General features: G+C 70.6%; 27 protein-coding genes and 4 tRNA genes. 14 read left to right on the forward strand and 17 right to left on the reverse strand.

Annotated features, from left to right (window positions below; genetic code table 11):
• Positions 1-22: 22 nt before the first annotated feature.
• Together ASD11_RS05800 and ASD11_RS05805 are read right to left on the reverse strand one after the other, a co-directional pair.
• Positions 23-1,330, reverse strand: a complete 1,308-nt coding sequence (locus ASD11_RS05800; RefSeq protein WP_082554192.1) for a ribonuclease D — start codon at positions 1,328-1,330, stop codon at positions 23-25.
• Positions 1,327-1,908: a DUF3000 domain-containing protein gene (locus ASD11_RS05805; protein WP_056284469.1), complete on the reverse strand. Its 582-nt coding sequence runs from the start codon at positions 1,906-1,908 to the stop codon at positions 1,327-1,329. The genes ASD11_RS05800 and ASD11_RS05805 overlap by 4 nt, the downstream gene beginning before the upstream one ends.
• 69 nt (positions 1,909-1,977) lie before the next feature.
• On the opposite strand from ASD11_RS05805, the gene hemE reads away from it, so the two are divergent.
• The 3 genes from hemE to hemQ are packed head-to-tail and all read left to right on the forward strand — an operon-like array spanning position 1,978 to position 5,080.
• Positions 1,978-3,039 carry a uroporphyrinogen decarboxylase gene (gene hemE / locus ASD11_RS05810; RefSeq protein ID WP_082554193.1) on the forward strand — a complete coding sequence of 354 codons (1,062 nt, stop codon included), beginning with the start codon at positions 1,978-1,980 and terminating at the stop codon, positions 3,037-3,039.
• Positions 3,039-4,373 (forward strand): protoporphyrinogen oxidase, encoded by a 1,335-nt coding sequence (gene hemG, locus ASD11_RS05815; protein ID WP_056284474.1) that lies wholly within the window; start codon positions 3,039-3,041, stop codon positions 4,371-4,373. The genes hemE and hemG overlap by 1 nt, the downstream gene beginning before the upstream one ends.
• Complete coding sequence (gene hemQ / locus ASD11_RS05820; protein WP_056284478.1) at positions 4,370-5,080, forward strand: hydrogen peroxide-dependent heme synthase; 711 nt, start codon at positions 4,370-4,372, stop codon at positions 5,078-5,080. Before hemG ends, hemQ begins: the two co-directional genes overlap by 4 nt.
• 14 nt (positions 5,081-5,094) lie before the next feature.
• Here the strand turns inward: hemQ and ASD11_RS05825 are convergent, their stop codons facing one another.
• From ASD11_RS05825 to ASD11_RS05835, 3 genes are read right to left on the reverse strand one after another with little or no spacing between them, the layout of a single operon-like run.
• Positions 5,095-5,742, reverse strand: a complete 648-nt coding sequence (locus ASD11_RS05825; protein ID WP_056284480.1) for a hypothetical protein — start codon at positions 5,740-5,742, stop codon at positions 5,095-5,097.
• A 54-nt stretch (positions 5,743-5,796) separates the two neighbouring features.
• Positions 5,797-6,204 (reverse strand): peptide-methionine (R)-S-oxide reductase MsrB, encoded by a 408-nt coding sequence (gene msrB / locus ASD11_RS05830; RefSeq protein WP_056284482.1) that lies wholly within the window; start codon positions 6,202-6,204, stop codon positions 5,797-5,799.
• 44 nt (positions 6,205-6,248) lie between these two features.
• The gene (locus tag ASD11_RS05835; protein WP_056284485.1) at positions 6,249-6,749 is read right to left on the reverse strand and encodes a hypothetical protein; all 501 of its coding nucleotides are present in this window, start codon (positions 6,747-6,749) and stop codon (positions 6,249-6,251) included.
• Positions 6,750-6,835: 86 nt separating this feature from the next.
• Here ASD11_RS05835 and ASD11_RS05840 point away from each other — a divergent pair, with 86 nt between their 5' ends.
• A complete protein-coding gene (locus ASD11_RS05840) occupies positions 6,836-7,699 on the forward strand; it encodes an SGNH/GDSL hydrolase family protein (RefSeq protein ID WP_235503253.1) in 864 nt (287 codons plus the stop codon).
• Here ASD11_RS05840 and ASD11_RS05845 read toward each other — a convergent pair.
• The gene (locus tag ASD11_RS05845; RefSeq protein WP_056284487.1) at positions 7,674-8,318 is read right to left on the reverse strand and encodes a dihydrofolate reductase family protein; all 645 of its coding nucleotides are present in this window, start codon (positions 8,316-8,318) and stop codon (positions 7,674-7,676) included. The two genes, ASD11_RS05840 and ASD11_RS05845, sit on opposite strands and share 26 nt — an antisense overlap.
• A 29-nt stretch (positions 8,319-8,347) precedes the next feature.
• Between ASD11_RS05845 and ASD11_RS05850 the strand changes: the two genes are divergently transcribed.
• On the forward strand, positions 8,348-9,175 hold the full coding sequence (locus ASD11_RS05850) for a PPK2 family polyphosphate kinase (protein WP_056284491.1): 828 nt from the start codon (positions 8,348-8,350) through the stop codon (positions 9,173-9,175).
• A gap of 90 nt (positions 9,176-9,265) precedes the next feature.
• On the opposite strand, the gene ASD11_RS05855 is transcribed toward ASD11_RS05850, so the two are convergent.
• The 4 genes from ASD11_RS05855 to ASD11_RS05870 all read right to left on the reverse strand — a co-directional run bounded on the left by ASD11_RS05855 (position 9,266) and on the right by ASD11_RS05870 (position 13,830).
• Positions 9,266-10,288 carry an AbrB family transcriptional regulator gene (locus ASD11_RS05855; protein ID WP_056284493.1) on the reverse strand — a complete coding sequence of 341 codons (1,023 nt, stop codon included), beginning with the start codon at positions 10,286-10,288 and terminating at the stop codon, positions 9,266-9,268.
• 10 nt (positions 10,289-10,298) lie between these two features.
• Entirely contained in the window at positions 10,299-11,057 is a 759-nt protein-coding gene (locus ASD11_RS05860) for a sirohydrochlorin chelatase (RefSeq protein WP_056284496.1), read from the reverse strand.
• Positions 11,058-11,241: 184 nt separating this feature from the next.
• The gene (locus tag ASD11_RS05865; RefSeq protein ID WP_056284499.1) at positions 11,242-12,921 is read right to left on the reverse strand and encodes a nitrite/sulfite reductase; all 1,680 of its coding nucleotides are present in this window, start codon (positions 12,919-12,921) and stop codon (positions 11,242-11,244) included.
• Between the two features lie 288 nt (positions 12,922-13,209).
• Positions 13,210-13,830: a hypothetical protein gene (locus ASD11_RS05870; RefSeq protein ID WP_056284502.1), complete on the reverse strand. Its 621-nt coding sequence runs from the start codon at positions 13,828-13,830 to the stop codon at positions 13,210-13,212.
• A 111-nt stretch (positions 13,831-13,941) separates the two neighbouring features.
• Here ASD11_RS05870 and ASD11_RS05875 point away from each other — a divergent pair, with 111 nt between their 5' ends.
• From ASD11_RS05875 to ASD11_RS05905, 6 genes are all read left to right on the forward strand, one after another.
• On the forward strand, positions 13,942-14,370 hold the full coding sequence (locus ASD11_RS05875; RefSeq protein ID WP_056284504.1) for a DUF4333 domain-containing protein: 429 nt from the start codon (positions 13,942-13,944) through the stop codon (positions 14,368-14,370).
• Positions 14,371-14,892 carry a DUF4333 domain-containing protein gene (locus ASD11_RS05880; protein ID WP_056284507.1) on the forward strand — a complete coding sequence of 174 codons (522 nt, stop codon included), beginning with the start codon at positions 14,371-14,373 and terminating at the stop codon, positions 14,890-14,892.
• 147 nt (positions 14,893-15,039) lie between these two features.
• Positions 15,040-15,225, forward strand: a complete 186-nt coding sequence (locus ASD11_RS05885; protein ID WP_056284508.1) for a photosystem I reaction center subunit XII — start codon at positions 15,040-15,042, stop codon at positions 15,223-15,225.
• A 4-nt stretch (positions 15,226-15,229) separates the two neighbouring features.
• A complete protein-coding gene (locus ASD11_RS05890) occupies positions 15,230-15,664 on the forward strand; it encodes a hypothetical protein (protein ID WP_056284511.1) in 435 nt (144 codons plus the stop codon).
• Positions 15,665-15,703: 39 nt separating this feature from the next.
• Complete coding sequence (locus ASD11_RS18060; RefSeq protein WP_156464611.1) at positions 15,704-16,243, forward strand: hypothetical protein; 540 nt, start codon at positions 15,704-15,706, stop codon at positions 16,241-16,243.
• Between the two features lie 141 nt (positions 16,244-16,384).
• Positions 16,385-16,714 carry a hypothetical protein gene (locus ASD11_RS05905; RefSeq protein WP_056284519.1) on the forward strand — a complete coding sequence of 110 codons (330 nt, stop codon included), beginning with the start codon at positions 16,385-16,387 and terminating at the stop codon, positions 16,712-16,714.
• Positions 16,715-16,762: 48 nt separating this feature from the next.
• Here the strand turns inward: ASD11_RS05905 and ASD11_RS05910 are convergent.
• The 3 genes from ASD11_RS05910 to ASD11_RS05920 form a co-directional block, all read right to left on the reverse strand.
• Positions 16,763-16,837 (reverse strand) — tRNA-Val (locus ASD11_RS05910).
• 28 nt (positions 16,838-16,865) lie between these two features.
• Positions 16,866-16,936 (reverse strand) — tRNA-Cys (locus ASD11_RS05915).
• A gap of 27 nt (positions 16,937-16,963) precedes the next feature.
• Positions 16,964-17,035 (reverse strand) — tRNA-Gly (locus ASD11_RS05920).
• A 143-nt stretch (positions 17,036-17,178) separates the two neighbouring features.
• Between ASD11_RS05920 and ASD11_RS05925 the strand changes: the two genes are divergently transcribed.
• The 3 genes from ASD11_RS05925 (at position 17,179) to ASD11_RS05935 (ending at position 18,705) form a co-directional block, all read left to right on the forward strand.
• Entirely contained in the window at positions 17,179-17,961 is a 783-nt protein-coding gene (locus ASD11_RS05925) for an aminotransferase class IV (RefSeq protein WP_327019518.1), read from the forward strand.
• Between the two features lie 90 nt (positions 17,962-18,051).
• Positions 18,052-18,123 (forward strand) — tRNA-Val (locus ASD11_RS05930).
• 117 nt (positions 18,124-18,240) lie between these two features.
• Positions 18,241-18,705, forward strand: coding sequence for a YbaK/EbsC family protein (locus tag ASD11_RS05935; protein WP_056284524.1), 465 nt, complete (start codon positions 18,241-18,243; stop codon positions 18,703-18,705).
• A 93-nt stretch (positions 18,706-18,798) separates the two neighbouring features.
• On the opposite strand, the gene ASD11_RS05940 is transcribed toward ASD11_RS05935, so the two are convergent.
• From ASD11_RS05940 to ASD11_RS05955, 4 genes are read right to left on the reverse strand one after another with little or no spacing between them, the layout of a single operon-like run.
• Positions 18,799-19,002: a hypothetical protein gene (locus tag ASD11_RS05940; RefSeq protein ID WP_056284531.1), complete on the reverse strand. Its 204-nt coding sequence runs from the start codon at positions 19,000-19,002 to the stop codon at positions 18,799-18,801.
• 34 nt (positions 19,003-19,036) lie between these two features.
• A complete protein-coding gene (locus ASD11_RS05945; protein ID WP_056284534.1) occupies positions 19,037-19,630 on the reverse strand; it encodes an acetoacetate decarboxylase family protein in 594 nt (197 codons plus the stop codon).
• Positions 19,621-21,060: a flavin-containing monooxygenase gene (locus ASD11_RS05950; RefSeq protein WP_056284537.1), complete on the reverse strand. Its 1,440-nt coding sequence runs from the start codon at positions 21,058-21,060 to the stop codon at positions 19,621-19,623. The genes ASD11_RS05945 and ASD11_RS05950 overlap by 10 nt, the downstream gene beginning before the upstream one ends.
• Entirely contained in the window at positions 21,057-21,641 is a 585-nt protein-coding gene (locus ASD11_RS05955) for a TetR/AcrR family transcriptional regulator (RefSeq protein WP_082554195.1), read from the reverse strand. The genes ASD11_RS05950 and ASD11_RS05955 overlap by 4 nt, the downstream gene beginning before the upstream one ends.
• Positions 21,642-21,647 lie beyond the last annotated feature (6 nt).

Raw genomic sequence — 21,647 nt, forward strand, 5'->3', positions numbered from 1 at the left:
GACGGATTCTACGCAGGTTTGCCTAAGCTGTTCTGAGGGCCTGAGTGAGTTCGGTGGCGACGAGCCCGATCTGCCATGGGCGAGCACCGGCGGCAGCGAGCTCGGCGCTGACGGTGTCGACGTCGACGACCTGGGGCGGCTCCCACGCGAGCTGTCGCACGATGGACGGCGTGACGAGGTTCTCCGCCGGAAGGTCGTGCTGCTCCGCGATGCGCGCGATGGCGTCGCGGGCGGGCGCGAGACGGGCCGCAGCCTCGGGGTGCTTCTCGCTCCAGGCGCGCGGCGGCGGCAGTCCGCCACGGTTCTGCGAGGTGCTGGGCAGCTCGTCCTCGGGGACGGCGAGGCCTTCTTCGACGGCGTCGAGCCAGTCCTGCAGGAAGCGCCGCGGGCCGCGGCCGCGCATGGCCTTGAGCTGGCGCAGCGTGGAGGCGTCAGTGGGGGCAGCCTTGGCGATCTCGAGGATCGAGGTGTCGGGCATGATGCGACCGGGCGTCACGTCGCGCTGCTCGGCGATGGCGTCGCGGCGCTGCCACAGCGCTCGCACGATGCCCAGCTGGCGGCGGCCGCGGGCTTGGTGAATCCCCGACGTGCGACGCCATGGCTCCTCCCGGGCTGCGGGACCGGTGAACGAGAGCAGCGCGTCGAAGTCCTGGCGGGCCCACTCGAGCTTGCCGGCGGCCTCGAGGTCGGCCTCGACCATGTCGCGAAGCTCCACGAGCACCTCGACGTCGAGCGCGGCGTACTCGAGCCACGGCTCGGGCAGCGGACGGGTGGACCAGTCGGCCGCGGAGTGCTCCTTGGCCAGGCTCAGACCGAGGTAGTGCTCCACGAGAGAGGCAAGGCCCACGCGCGGCAGGTTGAGGAGGCGCCCGGCGAGCTCGGTGTCGAAGAGCGTGCGGGGGTGCAGCCCGATCTCGGCCAGGCACATGAGGTCCTGGGTGGCCGCGTGCAGGATCCACTCGGCGTCGCCGATGGCCTCGTCGAGGTCGCTGAGGTCGTCGAACGCGATGGGGTCGATCAGGCCGGAGCCCGCGCCCTGGCGGCGCACCTGGACGAGGTAGGCGCGCTGGGAGTACCGGTAGCCCGAGGCGCGCTCGGCGTCGAGGGCCACCGGGCCGTCGCCGATGGAGACCTGGGCGCAGTAGCGGGCCAGGGCGTCGTCGGTGTCGATGACGGCGGTGAGGGGCTCACGCAGGACGAGCGGCGGGAGGGGGGCGGCAGGCGCCTCGTCGGCCGGGGCCTCCGGCTCCGACGGCGAGGCCTCGGCAGCGGGCGGATCCTCCGGAGCCTCCAGGGGCAGCTCTTCGGGCGTGCTGGTCTGGTCGGTCATCGGCGGCCCCCGCGTCGTCGCTGGAGCGGGATCACACCGGGCGCGAGTGGCGGCAGGCCCGCCAGCGCGCACAGGAGGTCGGACCAGGCGCGCGCGTGGGCGCCGAGCTCGGAGGTCGGTGTCCAGGAGGCACGGACCTCGATCTGTGCGTCGGCGTCGTCGTCGGCCATCTCGCCGAAGCCCTCGGTCCGCACGACGGTGACGCTTCCGCTGGCGGCGGTGAAGTCTGCGCCGTGGGCGTCGAGGGCGTCGGTGAGCCAGCTCCAGCCCACGGCGTGCAGGGCCGGGTCGGCGGCCATCTCGGCCTCGACGTCGGCCTTCGCGAAGGTGACGCAGCGGAACTCGCCGTTCCAGGCGTCGTTGCCCGCGGGGTCGTGGAGCAGGATGAAACGGCCGGTGCCGAGGTCCTCGTCGTCGACCACGACGTCGCCGCTCAACGCGTGCGCGTGCGGTGCGATGCGCTGGGGAGCCGGCATGACGTCGGCCAGGACTTCCGGGCGCAGCTCGGCTCGGGTCAGCTGCTCGACGGCAGTGACGAAGGCCGGTGGTGTGCGATCGATCTCGCGGTGGACGCCCACAGCGTGATGGTAGGCGTGATCTGGCGCACCCGTCTCGCCGACACTCCGCCCGCCTGAGACAATCGCCCAGTGACGACCCCCGCTCCAGACCCCGTGAAGAACCCGCTCCGCGACAGCACGTTCCTCCGGGCCTGTCGTGGCGAGACCACCGATCACGTCCCGCTGTGGTTCATGCGCCAGGCCGGACGCTCGCTGCCGGAGTACCGCGCGGTGCGCGAGGGCACGGCCATGCTGGAGTCCTGCTTCAAGCCCGACATGGTCGTCGAGATCACGATGCAGCCCGTCCGTCGCTACGGCGTCGACGCCGCCATCTTCTTCTCCGACATCGTCGTCCCGCTCAAGGCCATCGGCGTCGACCTCGACATCGTCGCGGGCACGGGTCCGGTCGTGGCCGATCCCATCCGCTCGCGCGAGCAGCTCGAGCAGCTCCGGCCGGTCGAGGACTCCGACGTCGAGCCCATCACCCAGGCCGTCAAGGCCCTCGTGGGCGAGCTGGGCAGCACCCCGCTCATCGGCTTCGCCGGTGCACCGTTCACCCTCGCCTCGTACCTCGTGGAGGGCGGGCCGTCCAAGGACCACCTCGCGACGAAGCGACTCATGTACTCCGACCCCGACCTCTGGCACGACCTCGCCGGACGTCTCGCGGTCATCGCCGGAGGCTTCCTGCGCCAGCAGGTCCTGGCCGGTGCGTCGGCCATCCAGCTCTTCGACTCCTGGACCGGCGCGCTCTCGCTCGCCGACTACCAGGAGTTCGTGGCGCCGCACTCCGCTGCCGCGCTCGCCGCCGTCGAGGACCTCGACGTGCCGCGCATCCACTTCGGCGTCGGCACGGGCGAGCTGCTCGGCGCCATGGGCGACGTCGGCGCCGACGTCGTGGGCGTCGACTGGCGTGTCCCGCTCGACGAGGCGGTCAAGCGCATCGCCCCCGGCAAGGCCGTGCAGGGCAACCTCGACCCGGCCTTCCTCTTCACCCCGGAGGAGGTCTACACGCGACGGGCCGCCCAGATCATCGAGGCGGGCCGTGCGGCCAACGGTCACGTCTTCAACCTGGGTCACGGCGTGCCGCCCTCCACCGACCCGGACGCGCTCAAGCGCCTCACCGACTTCGTGCACGGGTACGAGCGGGTCTGATGCGGGTCGCGGTCGTCGGGGGAGGGCTCGCCGGTCTCACGGCAGCCCATCTGTTGTCGCGCGCAGGTGCTGATGTCGTGGTGCTGGAGGGCTCGCCCCGTGCTGGCGGCAAGCTCCGCCGTGAGCGCGTGGGAGACCTCGTGCTCGACGTCGGCGCCGAGTCGATCCTCGCCCGGCGTCCCGAGGGCCTCGACCTCATCTCCCGCCTCGGGCTGGACGACGACGTCGTGCACCCGTCGCTCGGCCAGGCCACGGTGTGGACCCGTGATGCGCTCCGGCCCCTGCCGCGCAGCGTCATGGGCGTTCCGGCCGACCTCGACGCCCTGCGCGCGTCGGGCATCCTCGGTGAGCTGCCCGACGGGCGTTCCGTGCCCGTCCCCGACGAGGACGTGTCGGTCAGGGCCTTCCTCGAGCCCCGTGTCGGTGCCGAGGTCGTCGACCGTCTCGTCGAGCCGCTCCTGGGCGGCGTCTACGCCGGTCACTCCGACCAGCTCTCCCTGCGCGCCGCCGCGCCACAGGTCCTGGCCCTGGGCGCAGACCCGCTCGCGGCAGCCCTCGCCACCGAGCCACACCCGCCCGGGACCCCGGTGTTCGCCGGGCTGCGCGGGGGAGTGGCACGCCTGGCCGAGACGCTCGCCGCCGGCGACTTCGAGCTCCGTCTTGACGCCCCGGTCCGCGTCGTCACGCGCACCGGCTCGGGCTGGGAGCTCGCGGTGGGTCCGACGTCGGCCATCGAGACCATCACCGCCGACGCCGTCGTCGTGGCCACGCCGGCACCTGCCACGGCGAGGCTGCTCGCCGAGGCCGCGCCCGCCGCAGCCTTCGCCCTCGCGGGACTCGACTACGCCAGCATGGCCATCGTGACCCTCGTCGTCGACGGGCCGCTCGCTGCCGAGGGGTCAGGCTTCCTCGTGCCGCCCGTCGACGGCACCACCATCAAGGCCTCCACGTTCTCGTCCCAGAAGTGGCCGTGGCTGGCCGAGGAGGCTGCTGGGGCCTCCGTGCTGCGTGCGTCCATCGGGCGACGCGGCGAGACCGCGATCCTGCACCAGGACGACGAGACCGTCGTGGAGCTGGCCGCCGCCGACCTCCGCCGGGCCCTCGGGGAGCTGCCGCCCGTGCTCGCCTCCCACGTCCAGCGATGGGGAGGAGCGCTCCCGCAGTACGACGTCGGGCACCTCGAGCTGGTCGACGGAGTGGAGGCTGCCGTCGCGTCGGTGCCGGGCCTCGAGGTCTGCGGCGCCGCCTATCGGGGCATCGGCATCCCTGCCGTCATCGCATCCGCGCAGGCGGCTGTCGACCGACTTCTCGGACAGGAGAGAATCGAGTCATGACCGAGCGCGTAGCCAACCAGGGCAAGCTGGCCAAGGAGATCAACGACACGATCCGCTACACGATGTGGTCGGTCTTCAAGCTCGAGCGGGTGCTCGGCGACGCCGACCGGGCTGCCGAGGCCGCCGAGGTCGACGACCTCATCGCGAAGCTCGCCGCCGACGACGTCGTGGTGCGCGGCACCTACGACGTGAGCGGCATGCGCGCCGACGCCGACCTCATGGTCTGGTGGCACGCTTCCACCGCCGACGCGCTGCAGGCTGCCTACAACGCGTTCCGGCGCACGGCTCTCGGTTCACGCATGGCTCCGGTCTGGTCGCAGATGGCCCTGCACCGCCCCGCCGAGTTCAACCGTTCCCACATCCCCGCCTTCATGGCCGACGAGTCCGTCAAGGACTGGGTCTGCGTCTACCCGTTCGTGCGCTCCTACGAGTGGTACCTGCTGCCCGAGGACGAGCGCCGCGACATGCTCAAGGAGCACGGGATGCAGGCCCGCCCGTACCCCGACGTCCGCGCCAACACCGTCGCCTCGTTCGCGCTGGGCGACTACGAGTGGATCCTGGCCTTCGAGGCCGACGAGCTTCACCGGATCGTCGACCTCATGCGCGAGCTCCGCGCCAGCCGCGCCCGTCGCCACGTGCGCGAGGAGATCCCGTTCTACACGGGCCGCAACCACTCCGTCGCGGACCTCACGACTCTCTGGCCGTAGCGTCGGGCAGCCGGTCAGGAGACGTCGGTGCAGACGGAGTAGATGTCGGTCTCGGAGAGGCCGAGCTCGGAGCGGAGAAGCTCGTCGTCATCTGAGGTCTCTCGACCGGAGCAGAAGGTCACGGCGTTGCGGCTCGTCACGTGCTTCGTCCGGCCGTTGACGCGGTACGTGATGTCGAGCCCGACCAGCGCCGCCGGACGGGCCGTGCCCCGCACCTGCAGCTCGAGCGCCAGAGGACGGTCGGAGTAGTCACTCGATCGGCAACGCTGGGAGAGCACACGGGTGAGCGGAGCAGTCCGGCCGTTCCCGTGGTCGTCGACGAAGGTCTGGAGGTCGGTGTCGTCGTTGACTCCGTAGCCACCGCCGGGCGCCATGAGGGCGAACGACCGGATCGACACGTTCGGCGTGGACCTCAATGGCTTGACGGCGAGGATCTTGGCGCGGGCATCGCCGGTCAGGCAGACGAACGTGCCGCTCACGACCTGGGTTCGTGGCTTCGGTGCGGTGACGGCGACGGAGAGCCCGCTCTCGGCTTCGAGCCTCACTCCGAGACGGTCGCCGCGGTCGTCCCACCACAGAGCGGTCCAGGTGAGGAGTCCTCCCACGAGGGCCGTCGCGACAGCGAGGGCAACCGTGGCCGGCAGGGGCACCATGCGTCGCATGCCAGCACGCTAGGGCACCACGGGCGCCCCCGTGATGCTTTTCTGCGGCTCGGGTCAGGCCTGGTCGGGGACCTGGGTGAGGCTGATGCCGTTGATGCAGAAGCGCTGGTCGGTGGGGGTGTCGAAGCCCTCACCCTCGAACACGTGGCCCAGGTGGGAGCCGCAGTTGGCGCAGCGCACCTCGACCCGCTTCATGCCCATCGCGCGGTCCTCGATGTACTGGACGCGGTCCTCGGCGAGCGGTGCGTAGAAGGCGGGCCAGCCGCAGTGCGCGTCGAACTTGGTCTCGCTGCGGAACAGCTCGGATCCGCACGCGCGACACGCGTAGACGCCCACCGTGGGGTCGGTCTCGAACGGGCTGCTGAAGGGCCGTTCGGTGCCCGCCTGCCGCAGCACGTGGTACTCCTTCGCGCTCAGCTCGGCGCGCCATTCCTCATCGGTCTTCTCGACCTCGTAAGCCATGTCTCCCAGCCTACGGTCCCGGGCAAGACCTCGCCGGAAGAGCCTCACTGGCCGGGCGGTGTCTGCGCGTCGAACGGCACGCTCTCGAGCAGGTGCAGGGTGGGGACGTCGAGGTGGCGCTTGGCGCGCGAGGACCAGTCGATGCGCAGCAGCTCCTGCACGAGGTGCGACTCGGTGAGGATGATGGCCTCCGAGGAGCCGGTGTCCTTCACGAGCTTGACGAGGGCGTCGACGGGGTCGTCCTCGGTGAGCGTCGTGGTGACCTGCTGTCCGCGCGCGGTGAGAAGCGCCGCGCTGGCGGCGATGTCGTCCTCGGCCGCGTTGGCCAGCTCCTCCTGCACCTCCAGGACAGCACCGGGCTCCGTGACCGGGACGGGCGAGCCGCCGACGGCGCCGAGCGACGACGCGAGCAGCGCCGACGAGCTCTGGACCGGCATCAGGAGGTGGTAGCGCACGGTGTCGTCGAGACCCTCGTGCAGCGCGACGGCCTGGTCGGCGTCGAGCTCCTCCATACGGCGCTCGATGAGCAGTGCCACGTCATACATGCTGTTCCCCTTCGTCGATCTCCAGCCTATGCCAGGGGGTCGAGCGCTGTTGGGACACCGTTCACCTCGGTGTGGTGGATGGAGGGGTGACCTTCGTGCGACGACTCTTCATGACCTCGGCGGTGCTGGCCGGTGCCGGTGCCGTCAGCGCCATCACGACCCGGGAGGTGCTGCGGCGCCAGGCCGCGGTGGCCCGAGCCGTGATCGGCAAGCCGCTCGGCGAGCTGGCTCCCGACGCGGACCGCGTGTACAAGAAGCGCCTCGGCGACCGCGTCGAGCTCGTGCTGCTCGGCGACTCCATCGCTGCTGGGCTGGGAGCCGACGACGAGCGGGGCACGCTGGGCTCACGGCTCGCCCGCGGCGTGGCCAAGGCGTCCGGGCGCTCCGTGCGGCTCACCACGGTGGCGCGCGTGGGCTCGGAGAGCAGCGTGCTCGGCGAGCAGGTCGCCGACCTTCCTGCCAACCTCCGTCCCGACGTCGCGGTGATCGTGGTGGGCGGCAACGACGTGACCCACCGCGTACCGGTCTCGGAGTCCGTCAAGCACCTCGTCGGCGCCGTCGAGGAGCTGCAGGCCCGTGGCGCCGAGGTGGTGGTGGGGACGTGCCCCGACCTCGGCGCGCTGCGTCCGGTGCCGCAGCCCTTGAGGGCGCTCGGCTCGCGGGCCTCACGCCAGCTGGCCGCCGCACAGCGGGTGGCCGCGCTCGACCACGGTGCGTGGTCGGTGTCGTTGGCCGACGTCGTCGGGCCGTTCTTCATCACCAACCCCGACGAGATGTTCTCGCTCGACCGGTTCCACCCCAGCGCGGTGGGCTACAAGCGCACCGCCAAGGCCATGCTCCCGTCGGTGCTGGCCGCGCTGGGTGAGCAGGAGACGGGGCACGTGCTTCCGTTCGGGCACCAGGCTCCTCGCGCGGTGGACGACGTCAGCGGTCGCGCACCCACCGGGTGAGCAGCACGCCGTCCTCCTCCACGACGTGGGCCAGCCGCAGGTCGCGCCGGACGGCCTGGTTCGACTGGGCCGGTCGAAGGCCCTCGCCGGCCACGAGCGCCGGAGCCACGGTCAGGCAGACCTCGTCGACGAGGTCCTGCTCGACGAGCTCGCCGTGCAGGTGCGGTCCGCCCTCGCACAGCACCTTGGTCCAGCCCCGGGCCGCAAGGGCCTCGAGGGCCGGCTCCCAGTCGATCGTGCCCGTGCCGTGCCGGAGCACCTCGACGCCGTCCGACTCGAGCGAGGCTGCGAGGTCCGTGTCGGCGTCGGTGGTGGTGAGCACGAGGACGCCCGAGGTCCGCAGCTTCTCGGGGACGTCGAGCCGTCGGGTCACGAGCACGAGCGGTCGGTCGGTCGGTCCGTAGCCCTCGTCGCGAGCCGTCCCGGCGCCCACGACCACCACGTCGCACGCCTCGCGCATGGCCTGGAAGGCGCGGTGGTCGGCTTCCCCGCCGAGCGTTCCGGACACGCCTGACTCGTCCTGTGCCGAGCCGTCGACCGTGACCACGAAGTTGGTGCGGACCCAGGGTCGTTGCGGCGCGGGTCCGAGGTCGGGGTAGGCGTACAGCGAGGCGTCCATGCGGCCCAGGGTAGGGGCATACTTCCGACATGCCTTCCCTGAGCGAGCAGCTGGCCGTCCGACACCTGACCGACCTGGACTCCCGCGACACCCCGGGCTTCGACGGCGGGAAGAAGGCGGCGAAGAAGCAGATCTGGTCCACCGGGGTCGAGCTGGCCGCCGAGCAGGAGAAGCTCTACGCCCGGGGCACGCAGGACGATCCGCGCTCGGTGCTCCTGGTCCTCCAGGGGATGGACACCTCCGGCAAGGGTGGCGTCATCGGCCACGTCGTCGGGATGGTCGACCCACTTGGGGTCAAGATCACGTCGTTCAAGAAGCCCACGCCCGAGGAGCTGGAGCACGACTTCCTGTGGCGCGTCACGAACGGGCTCCCCGCCGCGGGACAGCTGGGTGTCTTCGACCGCTCGCACTATGAGGACGTGCTCATCGGGCGGGTGCGTCGGCTCGCGGACCCGGAGGAGATCGAGCGTCGGTACACGGCCATCAATGCCTTCGAGCAGGCCTACGTCGACGGCGGAGGGACCATCGTGAAGTGCCTGCTGCACATCGACGCCGACGACCAGCGCGACCGGCTCGCCGCGCGTCTCGACGACCCCACCAAGCACTGGAAGTTCAACCCCGGCGACCTCGACGAGCGTGAGGTCTGGGCGCAGTACCAGGAGGCCTACCAGGTGGTCCTGGAGCGGACCTCGACCGACGCGGCCCCGTGGTTCGTGGTGCCGAGCGGGCGCAAGTGGTACCGGAACTGGGCGGTCGCCACCCTGCTGCTCGAGCACCTGCGCGCCCTCGACCTGGAGTGGCCCGCGCCCGAGTACGACATCGACGAGCAGAAGGCCCGCCTCGCCGCCATGGCCTGACCCCCATCGCGGTTTACCACGGGGGGTTGGCAAGCCGACCCATACCTCGGGAAGCTTCCCGAGGTATGGGTCAGGTTGCCGAGGGGAGTGTTACTCGGGTCGGCTGAGGAGGCGGGCCAGCACGGGGGCGAGGAGCAGCACCATGAGCAGGCGCAGCATCTGGACCGCGGTCACGAAGGTGACGTCGCCGCCCGTGGCCGTGGTCGTGGCCAGCACGGCGTAGAGGCCCCCGGGGGTGGTGGCGAGGTAGGCGTCGAGCCGGCTCACCCCCGTCGCCGCGGAGAGGCCCCAGGCCATCGCCGCGCACAGGACGAGCGTGATGAGGATCGAGACGAGCGCCGTGGGGACCATGCGGCTGATGGACCGCAGGCTGTCGAGGGTGAATCGAAGACCGACCTGGACGCCGATCGCGACGTACCCGATGGCCTGCACCCACAGCGGCACGACGGCGTCGTCGAACACCGGGAGGAGCCGCAGGACGACGGCCGCGAGGAGCGGTCCGAGCACGGCCGGCGAGGGGAAGCGACCCCATTTCCCGACCGCCAGCCCGAGGCCGACGGCGAGGACGCAGAAGACGACGTCGGAGACGTCCCACGCCGGCGCGGGAGCTCCTCCTCCGGAGTCCTGGACGTGGAAGGCAACAGCCACGACCGCGGGCATGGAGAACAGGATGATCAGCACCCGCAGGTACTGGATGACGGTGACCACGCGGTCGTCGGCGCCCAGGTCGCGCGCGAGGGCCGTCATGCCCGACGCGCCGCCGGCGATGGACGCGAAGGAGGCCGTGACGGCGGAGACGCCGTGCAGCCGCAGCATCTGTCCGGCCAGGACGCTGATGACGAGGGTGAGCGCCGACACCAGGACGACGGCCGGCCAGTCCCAGCCCAGCTCGCCGAGCGTCGACCACTCCACCGAGGCGCCGACGACGACTCCGATGACTCCCTGCCCGGACAGGAAGAGCGGGCGGGGGAGCGTCAGCTCACGGGTCGGCAGCAGCGCGTAGGCGAGCGCGCCCACGAGGCCGCCGAACAGCAGCGGGGAGGGGAGGCCGACCAGCGTGAACCCGGCCGAGGCCGCCGCGACGAGCGCGGCGAGCCCCAGCCAGGCCTTCACGGACAAGCCATCAGGCGAAGAGAGCCTCGAACGACACGAGCGACACAGCGCCGACGGCGTACCGGGCAAGGATCACGTGGGCGATCTCCTCGTGGGCTCCGAGGGGCTCGGCCACCGCGACGGCGCCGGCCTCGTAGGCCAGCTCCTTGACGCGGTCGGGCAGGAAGCCGGGGGCCAGCATGAGCTGGCCGACCGCGATGTGACGACGCCCGTCGGCACGGTGCGCACGCACGGCCTCGCCGGCCGCCGGGGGAGCGCTCGACGCGAACGCTGCGATGACCGGCAGCTTGTGGTGGTGTCCCCACGCGCGGGCGGCGCGGGCGATGGCGGCGTTGGCGACCGGGTCCGAGGAGCCGGCGCCGGCCAGGACGAGCGCGTCGAGCTCGCGGACGCGGTGCTCGCGCAACGCCTCCCGGAGCCGAAGGTCGAGGACCTTGAAGAAGACGTTCTCGATGCCGAGGACGTCGGTGACCTCGATCATGACGTCGTCGTGACGACCGCGGGCGGCTTCCACGACGGCCGGCACGTCGACCTTGGCGTGGTACGCCTCGGTGAGCAGCAGCGGGACCACGACGATCTCGCTGTGGCCCTCGGCCACGAGTCGGTCGACGACCGAGTCGAGGTCGGGATCGGCGAGGTCGAGGAACGCGGGCGCGACCCGGAGATCAGGACGCATGCACGCGATCATCTCCGTCAGGGCAGTGATGGTGGCGGCAGAGCGGGGATCCCGGCTGCCGTGTGCAAGAGCAACGAGTGCTGGTGCGGTCATGGTGCTGTCCTCCTTCCGGGAGGTTCTTGGGTGGTGTGGCTGGGGTTGAGGATGCCGAGGAACTTGAGGCTGAACGCCCTCTGACAGCTGCGACACTCCCACTGGCCGTGGGTCTCGCCGTGCGGTCGGAGGTCCTCGTCGCCGCAGAACGGGCAGTGGAACGGCACCGCGCGCTGCCCGGCGCTCATCGCAGGACCGCCTCGTCGGCGCGGGCGACCCAGCGGGCGAACGACTCGTCGTCCTCGCGCTGCTCGAGGAAGGTGCGCGAGAGCTTCTCCACGTAGTCCGGGAGCTGGGCGCCCGTGACCTTGTGGGCGCGGAGCTTGCGGCCGAAGCCGGCGTCGAGTCCGAGTGCGCCACCCAGGTGGACCTGGAAGCCCTCGACCTGGTCGCCGTTCTCGTCCATCACGAGCTGGCCCTTGAGGCCGATGTCGGCCGTCTGGATGCGCGCGCAGGAGTTGGGGCAGCCGTTCACGTTGATCGTGATGGGCGTGTCGATCGTGGGAATCCGGTCCTCGAGCTCGCCGATCAGCTCGGCGGCGCGGTCCTTGGTGTTGACGATCGCGAGCTTGCAGAACTCGATGCCGGTGCAGGCCATGGTGTTGCGCTTCCACACCGACGGCCCGGCGTCGAGGCCGACCTCGGCCAGAGCGGCCACGAGCGACTCGACCTGGTCCTCGGCGACGTCGAGGACCACGAGCTTCTGCATGGGCGTGGTGGCGACCCGCTCGGAGCCGTGCGCCTCGACGATGTCGGCCACCTGGTTGAGCAGGGTGCCGGAGATGCGGCCGACGGTGGCGGCGACGCCCACGTAGTAACGGCCGTCCTTCTGACGGTGCACGCCCACGTGGTCGACGGGGGTCTCCGGGACCTCGGGTGCCTCGAGGTCGACGAGCTCGCGCTTCAGGTACTCGGTCTCGAGGACCTCGCGGAACTTCTCGATGCCCCAGTCGGCGACGAGGAACTTCAGGCGGGCACGGGCGCGGAGGCGGCGGTAGCCGTAGTCGCGGAAGATGCTGACGACGCCCTCCCAGACCTCAGGGACCTCGTCGATCGGGACCCAGGCGCCGAGCCGCTGCGCCAGCATGGGGTTGGTGGAGAGGCCGCCGCCGACCCAGACGTCGAACCCGGCGCCGTGCTCGGGGTGCGTGGCGCCGATGAAGGCGATGTCGTTGATCTGGGGGACCACGTCGTGGCCCGGGTGACCGCTGATGGCCGACTTGAACTTGCGCGGCAGGTTCGAGAAGTTCCGGTCGCCGATGTACCGGCTCTCGATGGCGTCGATGGCCGGGCGCCCGTCGATGATCTCGTCCTCGGAGAGGCCGGCCACGGGGCTGCCGAGGATGACGCGCGGGCAGTCGCCACAGGCCTCCTGCGTGGAGAGGCCCACCGACTCCAGGCGCTCCCAGATGGCGGGCATGTCGACGACGTCGATCCAGTGGTACTGGACGTTCTGGCGGTCGGTGAGGTCGGCGGAGTCGCGGGCGAAGTCGACCGAGATGTCGGCGATCGTGCGCAGCTGCTCGAGGTTGAGCTGACCGCCGTCGATGCGCACGCGCAGCATGAAGTAGCGGTCGTCGAGCTCCTCCGGCTCCAGCGTGGCGGTCTTGCCGCCGTCGATGCCGGCCTTGCGTTGCGTGTAGAGGCCCCACCAACGGAAGCGGCCACGCAGGTCGCCCGGGTCGATGCTGTCGAAGCCGCGGACCGCGTAGATGTTCTCGATGCGCGCCCGGACGTTGAGCGGGTTGTCGTCCTTCTTGGACTGCTCGTTGGGGTTCAGCGGCTCGCGATAGCCGAGAGCCCACTGTCCCTCGCCGCGCTTGCGGCGGGGAGCGCGAGTGGGTGCGGGGCTGTCCGATGCCATGAGAAGTCGCTTTCTGAGCGGAGGAGGTCAGGTCTGAGCTGCCTGGGAAGGTCGTGCTGGAGCACGGGGGTTCGACCAGGGTTCAGCGACACATCATGGATCGAGCACGACCGAGGTCCACGTGGAGACGCTCCACGAGGTACACGGGGTGTGCGATCAGCATGGGGACAGTCTGCTGACCGTCAGGACGGCGGGACAAACGTCTGTCTCGCATGGTGGATGTTGCGTTCAACATGTGAGACGCGCGGAGCACGATCGTTGTGCTGGCGTGGGCCGATGTGGCCTGGATCACTCCTCGCGGCGTGACACCACAGAGGTCGAGAAGACGCCCAGGACGGTTCCTACGAGCGCGGATCCGGCCGCCACGAGAGCGACGTCCCACGGCAGGAGGTCGGCCACGGCGAGGCCCACGAGCGGTCCGGCCGACGCTGTCACGGCGAGCGCGGGACCGAGCAGGGCACCGGCGACGACCGGCGCGGCGGCGGACCAGGCGAGGTGCTGACCACCCTCCACGGCGAGGGTCAGCCATCCGGCGAGGAGCCCGACCACCGCGGCCAGCGCTGCAGTGGCGACGAGGGTCGGCTCGGTCCAGACGAGGGTGCCGTCCGTGCCGAGCGCCAGGAGTCCGAGCCCACCCACGACGGCGCCCACGACCTGGGCGGTGAACACGGCGAAGGCCGTGCCGACGGGCGCGCGGCCCACGAGCAGCAGGGCGAGCAGCGCGGACGGGGACGCCAGGGCAGGCCCCGACGTCTCCTCGTCCGTGCTCCACGACGACACCAGCCAGGTGAGGGCCGTGACGGCGGCGACGGCCAGCACGGCCTGGGAGGCGTCGGCGGCTCGGAGGGCTGCTCCGGCGACGAAGGTCGCGACGGCGGACAGCACGAGGGCGGTGGAGAGGGAACGCATGGTTCAGCTCGCGATCAAGATGGCGCGGCGCGCGACGATGGAGGAGTCCACCGTAGGCCACATCACGCCATTGCTGGGTACGGCTCGGAACGCGGCCGATAGGATCCCTGCATGACCGACCTTCCCCCGTCAGCACCGGGACCCGCGCCGCTCAGCACGTGGCGCAAGATCACCACCGTCGTGCTGATCCTGCTGGGGGCCGCGGCCATCCTGTTCGCTCTGCGCTCATGCCAGCAGGACACCGCCGACGAGGCCGCTCCCGAACCCTCGGCGACGGTCACCGAGAAGGTCAAGCCGCGGTCGGTCCTGATGTCGACCGTGTCCATCGAGAACAAGATCAAGACCCGTCTGGAGACGGTGTCCAACCGCAAGATCTCGGTTGAGTGCCCCAAGAAGGTGAAGCAGAAGGTCGGCACGACGTTCGACTGCGACGTCTTCTTCGCCGATGAGCCCGGCACCGCTGCAGTGTCCACCGCCGACGTCGAGATCGACGGCCCCGACGGGCACTTCACGTGGAAAGCCACCCCCAAGGAGCAGTAGATGAGCAGCCTGAAGTTTCCCGCCGTGATCGTGCTGGGAGTCGTGGCCGTCCTGCTGAGTGCGGGGGCCGTCTTCGGCCTGCGCTCCTGGGTCGGCACGGAGAAGGGCGACGGCGACCTCGGGACCTCTCCGACGGCTTCGCCCTCGCCGACGGACGAGGCGAGCGCCGAGGCGTCCGCGCCCCCCACGTCGTCGCCCACGAAGAGCGCCAAGCCCACGCCGAGCAAGACGCCCACCCCGACGCCCACGCCGACGAAGAAGCCGACGCCCGAGCCCACGAAGAAGCCGGCTCCCACCAGCCTGTCCACGAGCTACATCGAGAAGGTCATCAGCCAGCGCCTCGCCACGACGACGGGGGAGCCCGTCAGCGTCGGCTGCCCCGGCTCGGTGTCGGCCAAGGTCGGCACGTCCTTCGGGTGCAGCGTCCGCATCCAGTCCTCGCCCTCCAAGGCGACGACGGCGTCGGTCGTGATCGTCAGCTCCGACGGCCGCTTCAAGTGGTCCTCGGGCTCGGCGCAGTAGTCGGTCCGTGACCATGGCCTCCGTCGACGTCGGCCCTCGCCGCCGCTCGCCGGAGGTAAGAGTCGGGGTCATCCTGCTGGTCGCCGTTCTGGCTGCCACCGGTCGGCCGTCCTGGCGCGGCGAAGGAATCTGAGAGGTCAGAGGTCCATGAGTCTCAAGACCGCACTCCGCCTGGCCGCCGCCTACGTCCTCATCTATCTTCTGGTCGCCATCGTGGTGTCAGTGCTCGGCAGCAGTGTCGGAGAGGTGGAGATCGTCGTGGCCCTGATCGTCGCGCTCGTCGCGTCGGTCCTGGCCACCCGCGTGATCCTTCGCTCCAGTCAGGGAGGCTAGACGCATGAGGCTCAGCCCCGCTCTCGGACTCGCGGCGCTGCTCCTGCTCCCGCTCACGGGATGCGGCGGCGGTCCTCGGACGACCGCCGACCTGGCCACTGACTTCAAGCTGGTCCCGTACGCCGGAGCGGTGAGGGTGTTCGAGACGTACGGGAGCCAGGACGACGTCGACGACACGGTCCAGATCGACCGCACCAGGCCTTTGATGGCCGTGATCATCGACTGCGTCGGGGACGACGACGAGGACGACGCGGTCGAGGTGAAGATCGGCAACGTCCTCGTCAGCAGCAAGTGCGCGGACCTGAAGGAAGCGACGGTCGGACGAGTCGGAGCACAGGACGTGAAGGACGGGGCCAAGATCTCGGTCACCGCCAGCCCGGGCGTCACCTGGTCCGTCGCAGTCGACCTCTACGACTCGTCGGAATCTTCTACGAGCTGATCTCGCCCGCGCCCCGTTCAAGCCGTTACAGTCGCCCTCATGCGAACGACGTTGAGCGCTGCCGCGCTGGTCCTTCTCACGGTGCTGAGCGGTTGCAGCGACTCGGGCAGCGACGCCGATGCCACGCCGACAGCGCCCGAGACGAGCGCCGGCGCGAGCGCCACCCCGGCGCCCTCGGCGGCGCCAAGCCCGGAGGACACGTACGTGCCGGCACCGGGAGACCCGAAGACCCACACGTTGCGGATCACGATCCTCGACAAGGGCATCTCGTACGACCCGAGCACGTGCCGTGCGTTGCGCACCGGGGCCGCCGCCGACCGGCTGGCCCTGGCCGCTCCGGACGCGAAGTTCGAGTCCCGCCCCATCGACCCTGAGTCGGCGATCCCCGCCCAGGGTGAGCGGCTGGCCGACGGTCGCTGCTCTGCCACGGTGACCGTGAAGGTGCGCTACGCGCCGAGATACACCGCTGGCATCGCTCGGGAGGGCAAGGGCATCACGACCCCGGACGACCCGCAGGGGGCTGACGTGGTCACCCGCGGCACGCTCCAAGACGTCGACCTCCTCAACTACCCCAAGTAGGCACTGGGAGAGCGAGCCGACGTCGGCGTCCGCGGCGCTGGATACTCTCCACCCATGCGAAGTCGCCGGCTCGACTCGGTCGCCTGGGAGCGGCGACACCGAGAGTTCGAGCAGCGATGTCTCGCAAGGTTCCTACCTGCGATGAGGGCGGCCGGGCTCGACCATGGGGTGGAGGCTCTTGATCCCGGAGGGGGCGGCACGCCGTGGAACATCGGCGAGTTCGCCGTGCTGCTCCACGAAGGTGACATCGACACCGGTGAGATGCCGGCCAGTGACTACGCGGGCGAGGTGTGGCTCGAGTACGACGAGAACACGGGATCGGTCTATGTGTCCCTGCTCGGGGACCTTCCTCACCTCGAGGGCTGGGCGTCGAACGAGGAAGGCGCGCTCGAGCTGTTCGCCGAGGGTCTGAGACCACTGATCGAGCGCGAGTCGACTCGGGCGTCGAGGCGGCTCGGTCGCAGTCTTTGACGGTGGCACCGACAAAAGAAAGCCCCCGGAATCCGGGGGCCTTCTTGGTGGTGGGCGATACTGGGTTTGAACCAGTGACCTCTTCCGTGTCAGGGAAGCGCGCTACCGCTGCGCCAATCGCCCGAGGGTGGTGCTGTTCAGTTTTTGGTCGAGGTGGGTACGGGATTTGAACCCGTGTAAACGGATTTGCAGTCCGTTGCCTCGCCTCTCGGCCAACCCACCGCAGGATGGGCATGGAGACCCGCTCCGAGCGGACAACGAGATTCGAACTCGCGACCCTCACCTTGGCAAGGTGATGCTCTACCACTGAGCTATGTCCGCATTGCGACCGTTTCCGGCGCGGAAAGAAACATTAGCCGATGGGGTCGGGCCGACCAAACTGGGGGTCCTTCCCGGAGAGGTACCGTGGCGGCATGAGGGCATGGGTGGGCGGACAGGTGCTGGAATCCCCGGACGAGCCTCGCGTGAGCGTGCTCGACCACGGGCTCGTGGTGGGCGACGGAGTGTTCGAGACGGTGGCCGTGGAGCACGGCCGGCCGTTCGCGCTCACTCGTCATCTTGCGCGGCTGGAGAGGTCGGCCAGGGGGCTGGGCATCGGCGATCCCGACCTCGCGCTCATCCGGTCGGGCATCGAGGCCACGATGGACGGCCAAGACCTCCCGTTCGGGCGGATCCGCATCACCGTGACGTCGGGACCGGGGCCGCTCGGTTCTCCGCGCGGCGACGGGCCGCTCACGCACGTCGTGGTCACGGAGCCCGCCGACCGGCCGCCGTCGGTCGCCGCCATCGCCACCGTGCCGTGGGTGCGCAACGAGCGCGGAGCCGTCTCCGGGCTCAAGACCACGTCGTACGCCGAGAACGCGCTCATGATCGAGCACGCGCACGACCTCGACGCCTCGGAGGCCGTCATGGCCAACACCCGTGGGCTGCTGTGCGAGGGCACCGGGTCCAACATCATGTACGTGCTGGATGGCCGGATCATCACGCCCACGCTCGAGTCCGGATGCCTGGCCGGCATCACGCGCGCCCTGGCCCTGGAGTGGCTCTCCGAGGAGCTCGAGGTCGTGGAGGAGGACCGGCCCATCGAGGTGCTCGAGGAGGCCGACGAGGTGATCCTCGTGGGCACCACGCGCAACATCCAGGCCATCAGCCGCGTCGACCACCGCGAGCTGGAGGCCCCCGGGCCCGTCACCCGGCGGGCGCAGGAGATCTGGGCCCGGGAGTCGGCCAAGACGTCGGACCCGTGACCGGCGGCCTCGACGCGAGAGGCGCGACGCACGGCCGGACCCTCGGTTCGGACCCGAGCCCACCCATGGGCTAAAGTCGTGTCCGCACTCGGGCGATTGGCGCAGTGGTAGCGCGCTTCGTTCACACCGAAGAGGTCACTGGTTCGAACCCAGTATCGCCCACCGAGAAGAAGCCCCCGGCCCACGCCGGGGGCTTCTCGCGTCTCCGGGACGAAGGATGAGGACCTCGGGTCGCTGGGGTGACCACGACGCCGCGTCGTGCGTCGGTAGCCTCGGCGCATGAGCATCGAGACGGCGCGGGCGCACCTGGCGCGCTTCGGGCGCGACAGCGACGTGATCGAGACGGCCGAGTCGAGCGCGACGGTCGAACTGGCTGCCGCGGCCCTGGGCGTGGAGCCCGCGCGCATCGCCAAGACGCTCGGGTTCTACGACGCCGACGGCGGCGCGATCCTCGTCGTGGCTGCAGGTGACGCGCGGATCGACAACGCAGGGTTCAAGGCGGCGTTCGGCCTGAAGGCCAAGATGCTCAAGGGTGACGACGTGGAGCGGCTCTCCGGCCACGCCCCGGGCGGGCTGTGCCCGTTCGCCAACCCGCCCGAGGCGAAGGTCTACCTCGACGAGTCGCTCAGACGCTTCGCGTCCGTCTTTCCTGCGGTCGGGAACGCGGCTTCGGCCGTCGAGCTGACGCCTGAGGACATCGAGCAGGTGGCCGAGCCCGAGGGATGGGTTGCTGTCACGAAGTAGTCCGAGGGATCTGCATCGCGCACCCCCAGTCGGGCCGGAAGTCGATTCCTCCGTCCCGCGGGCCGGATCTAGATTCCTTCGTCCCCCGGAGGGTCAGTCGACGTCGGCGGTGCCGAGGGCGTCGAGACGGATCCAGCCGTCGTCCTGCTTCTTCTCCAGGCGCAGCTGACGGCCCTCGTCCACACCGGGACCCTCGAAGGGGTGCGCCGAGCGCCAGGAGATGGCCGCCTGGTCGTGCTCCAGCTCGTCCTCGGCGACGACGGCGCCGTTCTCGTCGGTCAGTCGGTACGTAGACATGACTCCACCGTGTCACCGGAGGAGCGAGGTCGCATCAGCGCCGACCGAAGACCAGGTTGAAGCGGGGGATGAGCAGGGTGAACAGCTGGCGGCCGCCCTCGAGGTGGGCCAGAGGCCCGGTGAACGACCAGCGGGCGCGAGCCGACGCCAGCCTGACGCGACCCCGCACCGGCGTCACGAGAGCCGCGCCGTCGCGCTCCTGGGCGATCCGGAACCCCAGCGGGATCCGACCGGGGAGCGCTCGCACCGACCGCAGCGTCGCCGAGCCGATGCCGTCGGCGACGTACGACGTGGGCGGCACGAGCCCGAACTCGGCCAGGTCCTTCGGGATGGCCCACAGCTCGCGTCCGCCGTCGCGTGACGCGGGGGAGTCGACCCAGATGTGGGTGATCCACACCCGGGGTCGCAGTCCCTGGCGCACGAGCACGGTGGCCATGATCTCGTCGTACTGCAGCGGGCTCGGCTCCTCGTAGCGGAAGAACGCGGTGGTCACGAGTGCGCGCCGACCGATCTTCACGATGCGGGTGCCGGGCGGGGGAGTGCCGACGCGCTCGGCCGGCACGAGGAACGACGTCGCGAGGGCCTGCCCGTGCAGGTCCCACGGCTCCTCGGGGTAGCTCACGCCCATGCGAACGCCTCGGGCTCCAGGGTGCGGGTCCGACGCTCGTAGGGCTTGGTGGCGCCGGGCCAGTTGGACGTGATCCGGCCCGACGGGTGCCGGTACCAGGAGTCGCAGTGCGACCAGGCCGAGCTGTCGAGCTCGTCCTGGACCTGCGCGTCGTAGGCGGCCTCGGCCTCGGGCGTCACCTCGACGGTCGTGTACCCGCCGCCCTGCATCCGGTCGAGCACCTGCACCATGTGCCGGGCCTGCGCCTCGAGCATGTAGATGATCGAGCCGCCGCCGAGGTTGGTGTTGGGTCCGTAGGAGATGAGCAGGTTGGGGAAGCCGGGCGCGTGGACGCCCAGGTAGGCGTGCGCGCCGTCGGTCCACTGCGTGGCGAGCTTCTGGCCGCCCCGACCGGTGATGTCGATCGAGGACAGGAAGTCCTGCGACTCGAAGCCCGTGCCGTAGATGATGACGTCGACCTCGTGCTCGGCACCGTCCGCCGTCACGACGCTGGTGGGGGTGACGCGCACGATCCGCTCGTCGACGAGGTCGACGTCGTCGCGGTTGACCGTGGGGTAGAAGTTGTTGGAGAACAGGATGCGCTTGCACCCGATGGGGTAGTCGGGCGTGAGCTTGGCGCGCAGCTCGGGGTCGTCGATCCTGGCCTTGAGGTGGCGCAGGGCGATGGTCTTCTCCACCGCCGCCGTGGGCGTGCCGTCCTCGAGACCGTGGGAGAACTGCTCGCCGAACAGCCAGAACAGCGGGCGCTCGGCGCGGATGGCCGGGCGGTACCACTTCGGGAACGGCCCGTCGGGCTTGGGCAGGATGTAGTTGGCCGACCGCTGGAACAGGGTCGTGTGCGCCGCTTTGGGCGCGATCTGCGGGACGTACTGGATGGCGCTCGCGCCGACGCCCACCGCAGCGACCCGCTTGCCGGTGAGCTCCACGTCGTGGTCCCACTCGGCGGAGTGGAACCAGTCGCCCTCGAAGTCCTCGATGCCGGGGACGGGAGGCAGCGTCGGGCGGGAGAGCTGGCCGATGGCGCTCACGAGCAGGTCGACGACCTGCTCGGTCCCGTCGCCAAAGGCGACGGTCCACTGCGAGCCCTTCTCGTCCCATGTGGCGCCGACGACCTCGTGACCGAGCTGCACGAGCGGGGTGATCCCTTCCTCGTCGGCGACCCGGTTCAGGTAGGCGAGGATCTCCTCCTGCAGGGCGTAGCGACGCGACCACTGCGTGTTCACCGCCCACGAGAACGAGTACAGGGGAGAGGGGACGTCGCAGCCGGCGCCGGGGTAGGTGTTGTCGCGCCAGACGCCGCCGAGGGCGTCGGCACGCTCCCACAGGCGCAGGTCGGTGTAGCCGGCGCGGAGCAGCTCGTGGGCCACGGCGATGGCGCCGAAGCCCGAGCCGATGATGCCGATCGACGGGCCGGACGGGGTGCGGGTCATGAGGGTTCCTTCGTGGCGAACAGCAGGACGGTGTCGGTCAGGAGGTCCGAGGCCTCGGCGCGCGTCAAGGTCCCGCGCACCAGCCACTCCCGGCAGACGGACTTGAAGAGCGAGGCGGTGGCGCGCAGGCGAGCCCGCAGGAGGGGCGAGTCGGGCAGGCCGATGGCGTCGAGGGTGAGCCGGGCGGCGTGGTCGTCGGCCTCGTCGACCACCACCTGCAGGTCGGAGCTGCCGTGCAGGTTGGCGGCTCCGGAGACGGCGACCCAGGCCTGGCCGTACGTCTCGGCGGCGTCGAGGATCCACTCGACGGTCCGCCGCACACGCTCGTCGAGCGGGAGGTGGCTGAGGTCGGGCAGCTCGCTCTCCGGCATGCGGATGGAGGAGCGCATCACCTCGATGAAGAGGTCGCGCTTGCTGCCGAAGTAGTGGTTGATGAGGCCGCGGGCCACCCCGGCGGCCTCGGCCAGCTCTGCGGTGGAGATGTCGTTGAACGGGCGCGCGAGGTAGAGCGGGCGCACCGCGTCGATGATCTGGCGACGGCGGGTCTCGGGCTCGAGACGCCGGGCCGTGGAGGAGGTCACGGCGCC

The organism is Aeromicrobium sp. Root495 (assembly GCF_001426755.1).
In the GTDB taxonomy this organism is placed as follows: Bacteria; Actinomycetota; Actinomycetes; order Propionibacteriales; family Nocardioidaceae; genus Aeromicrobium.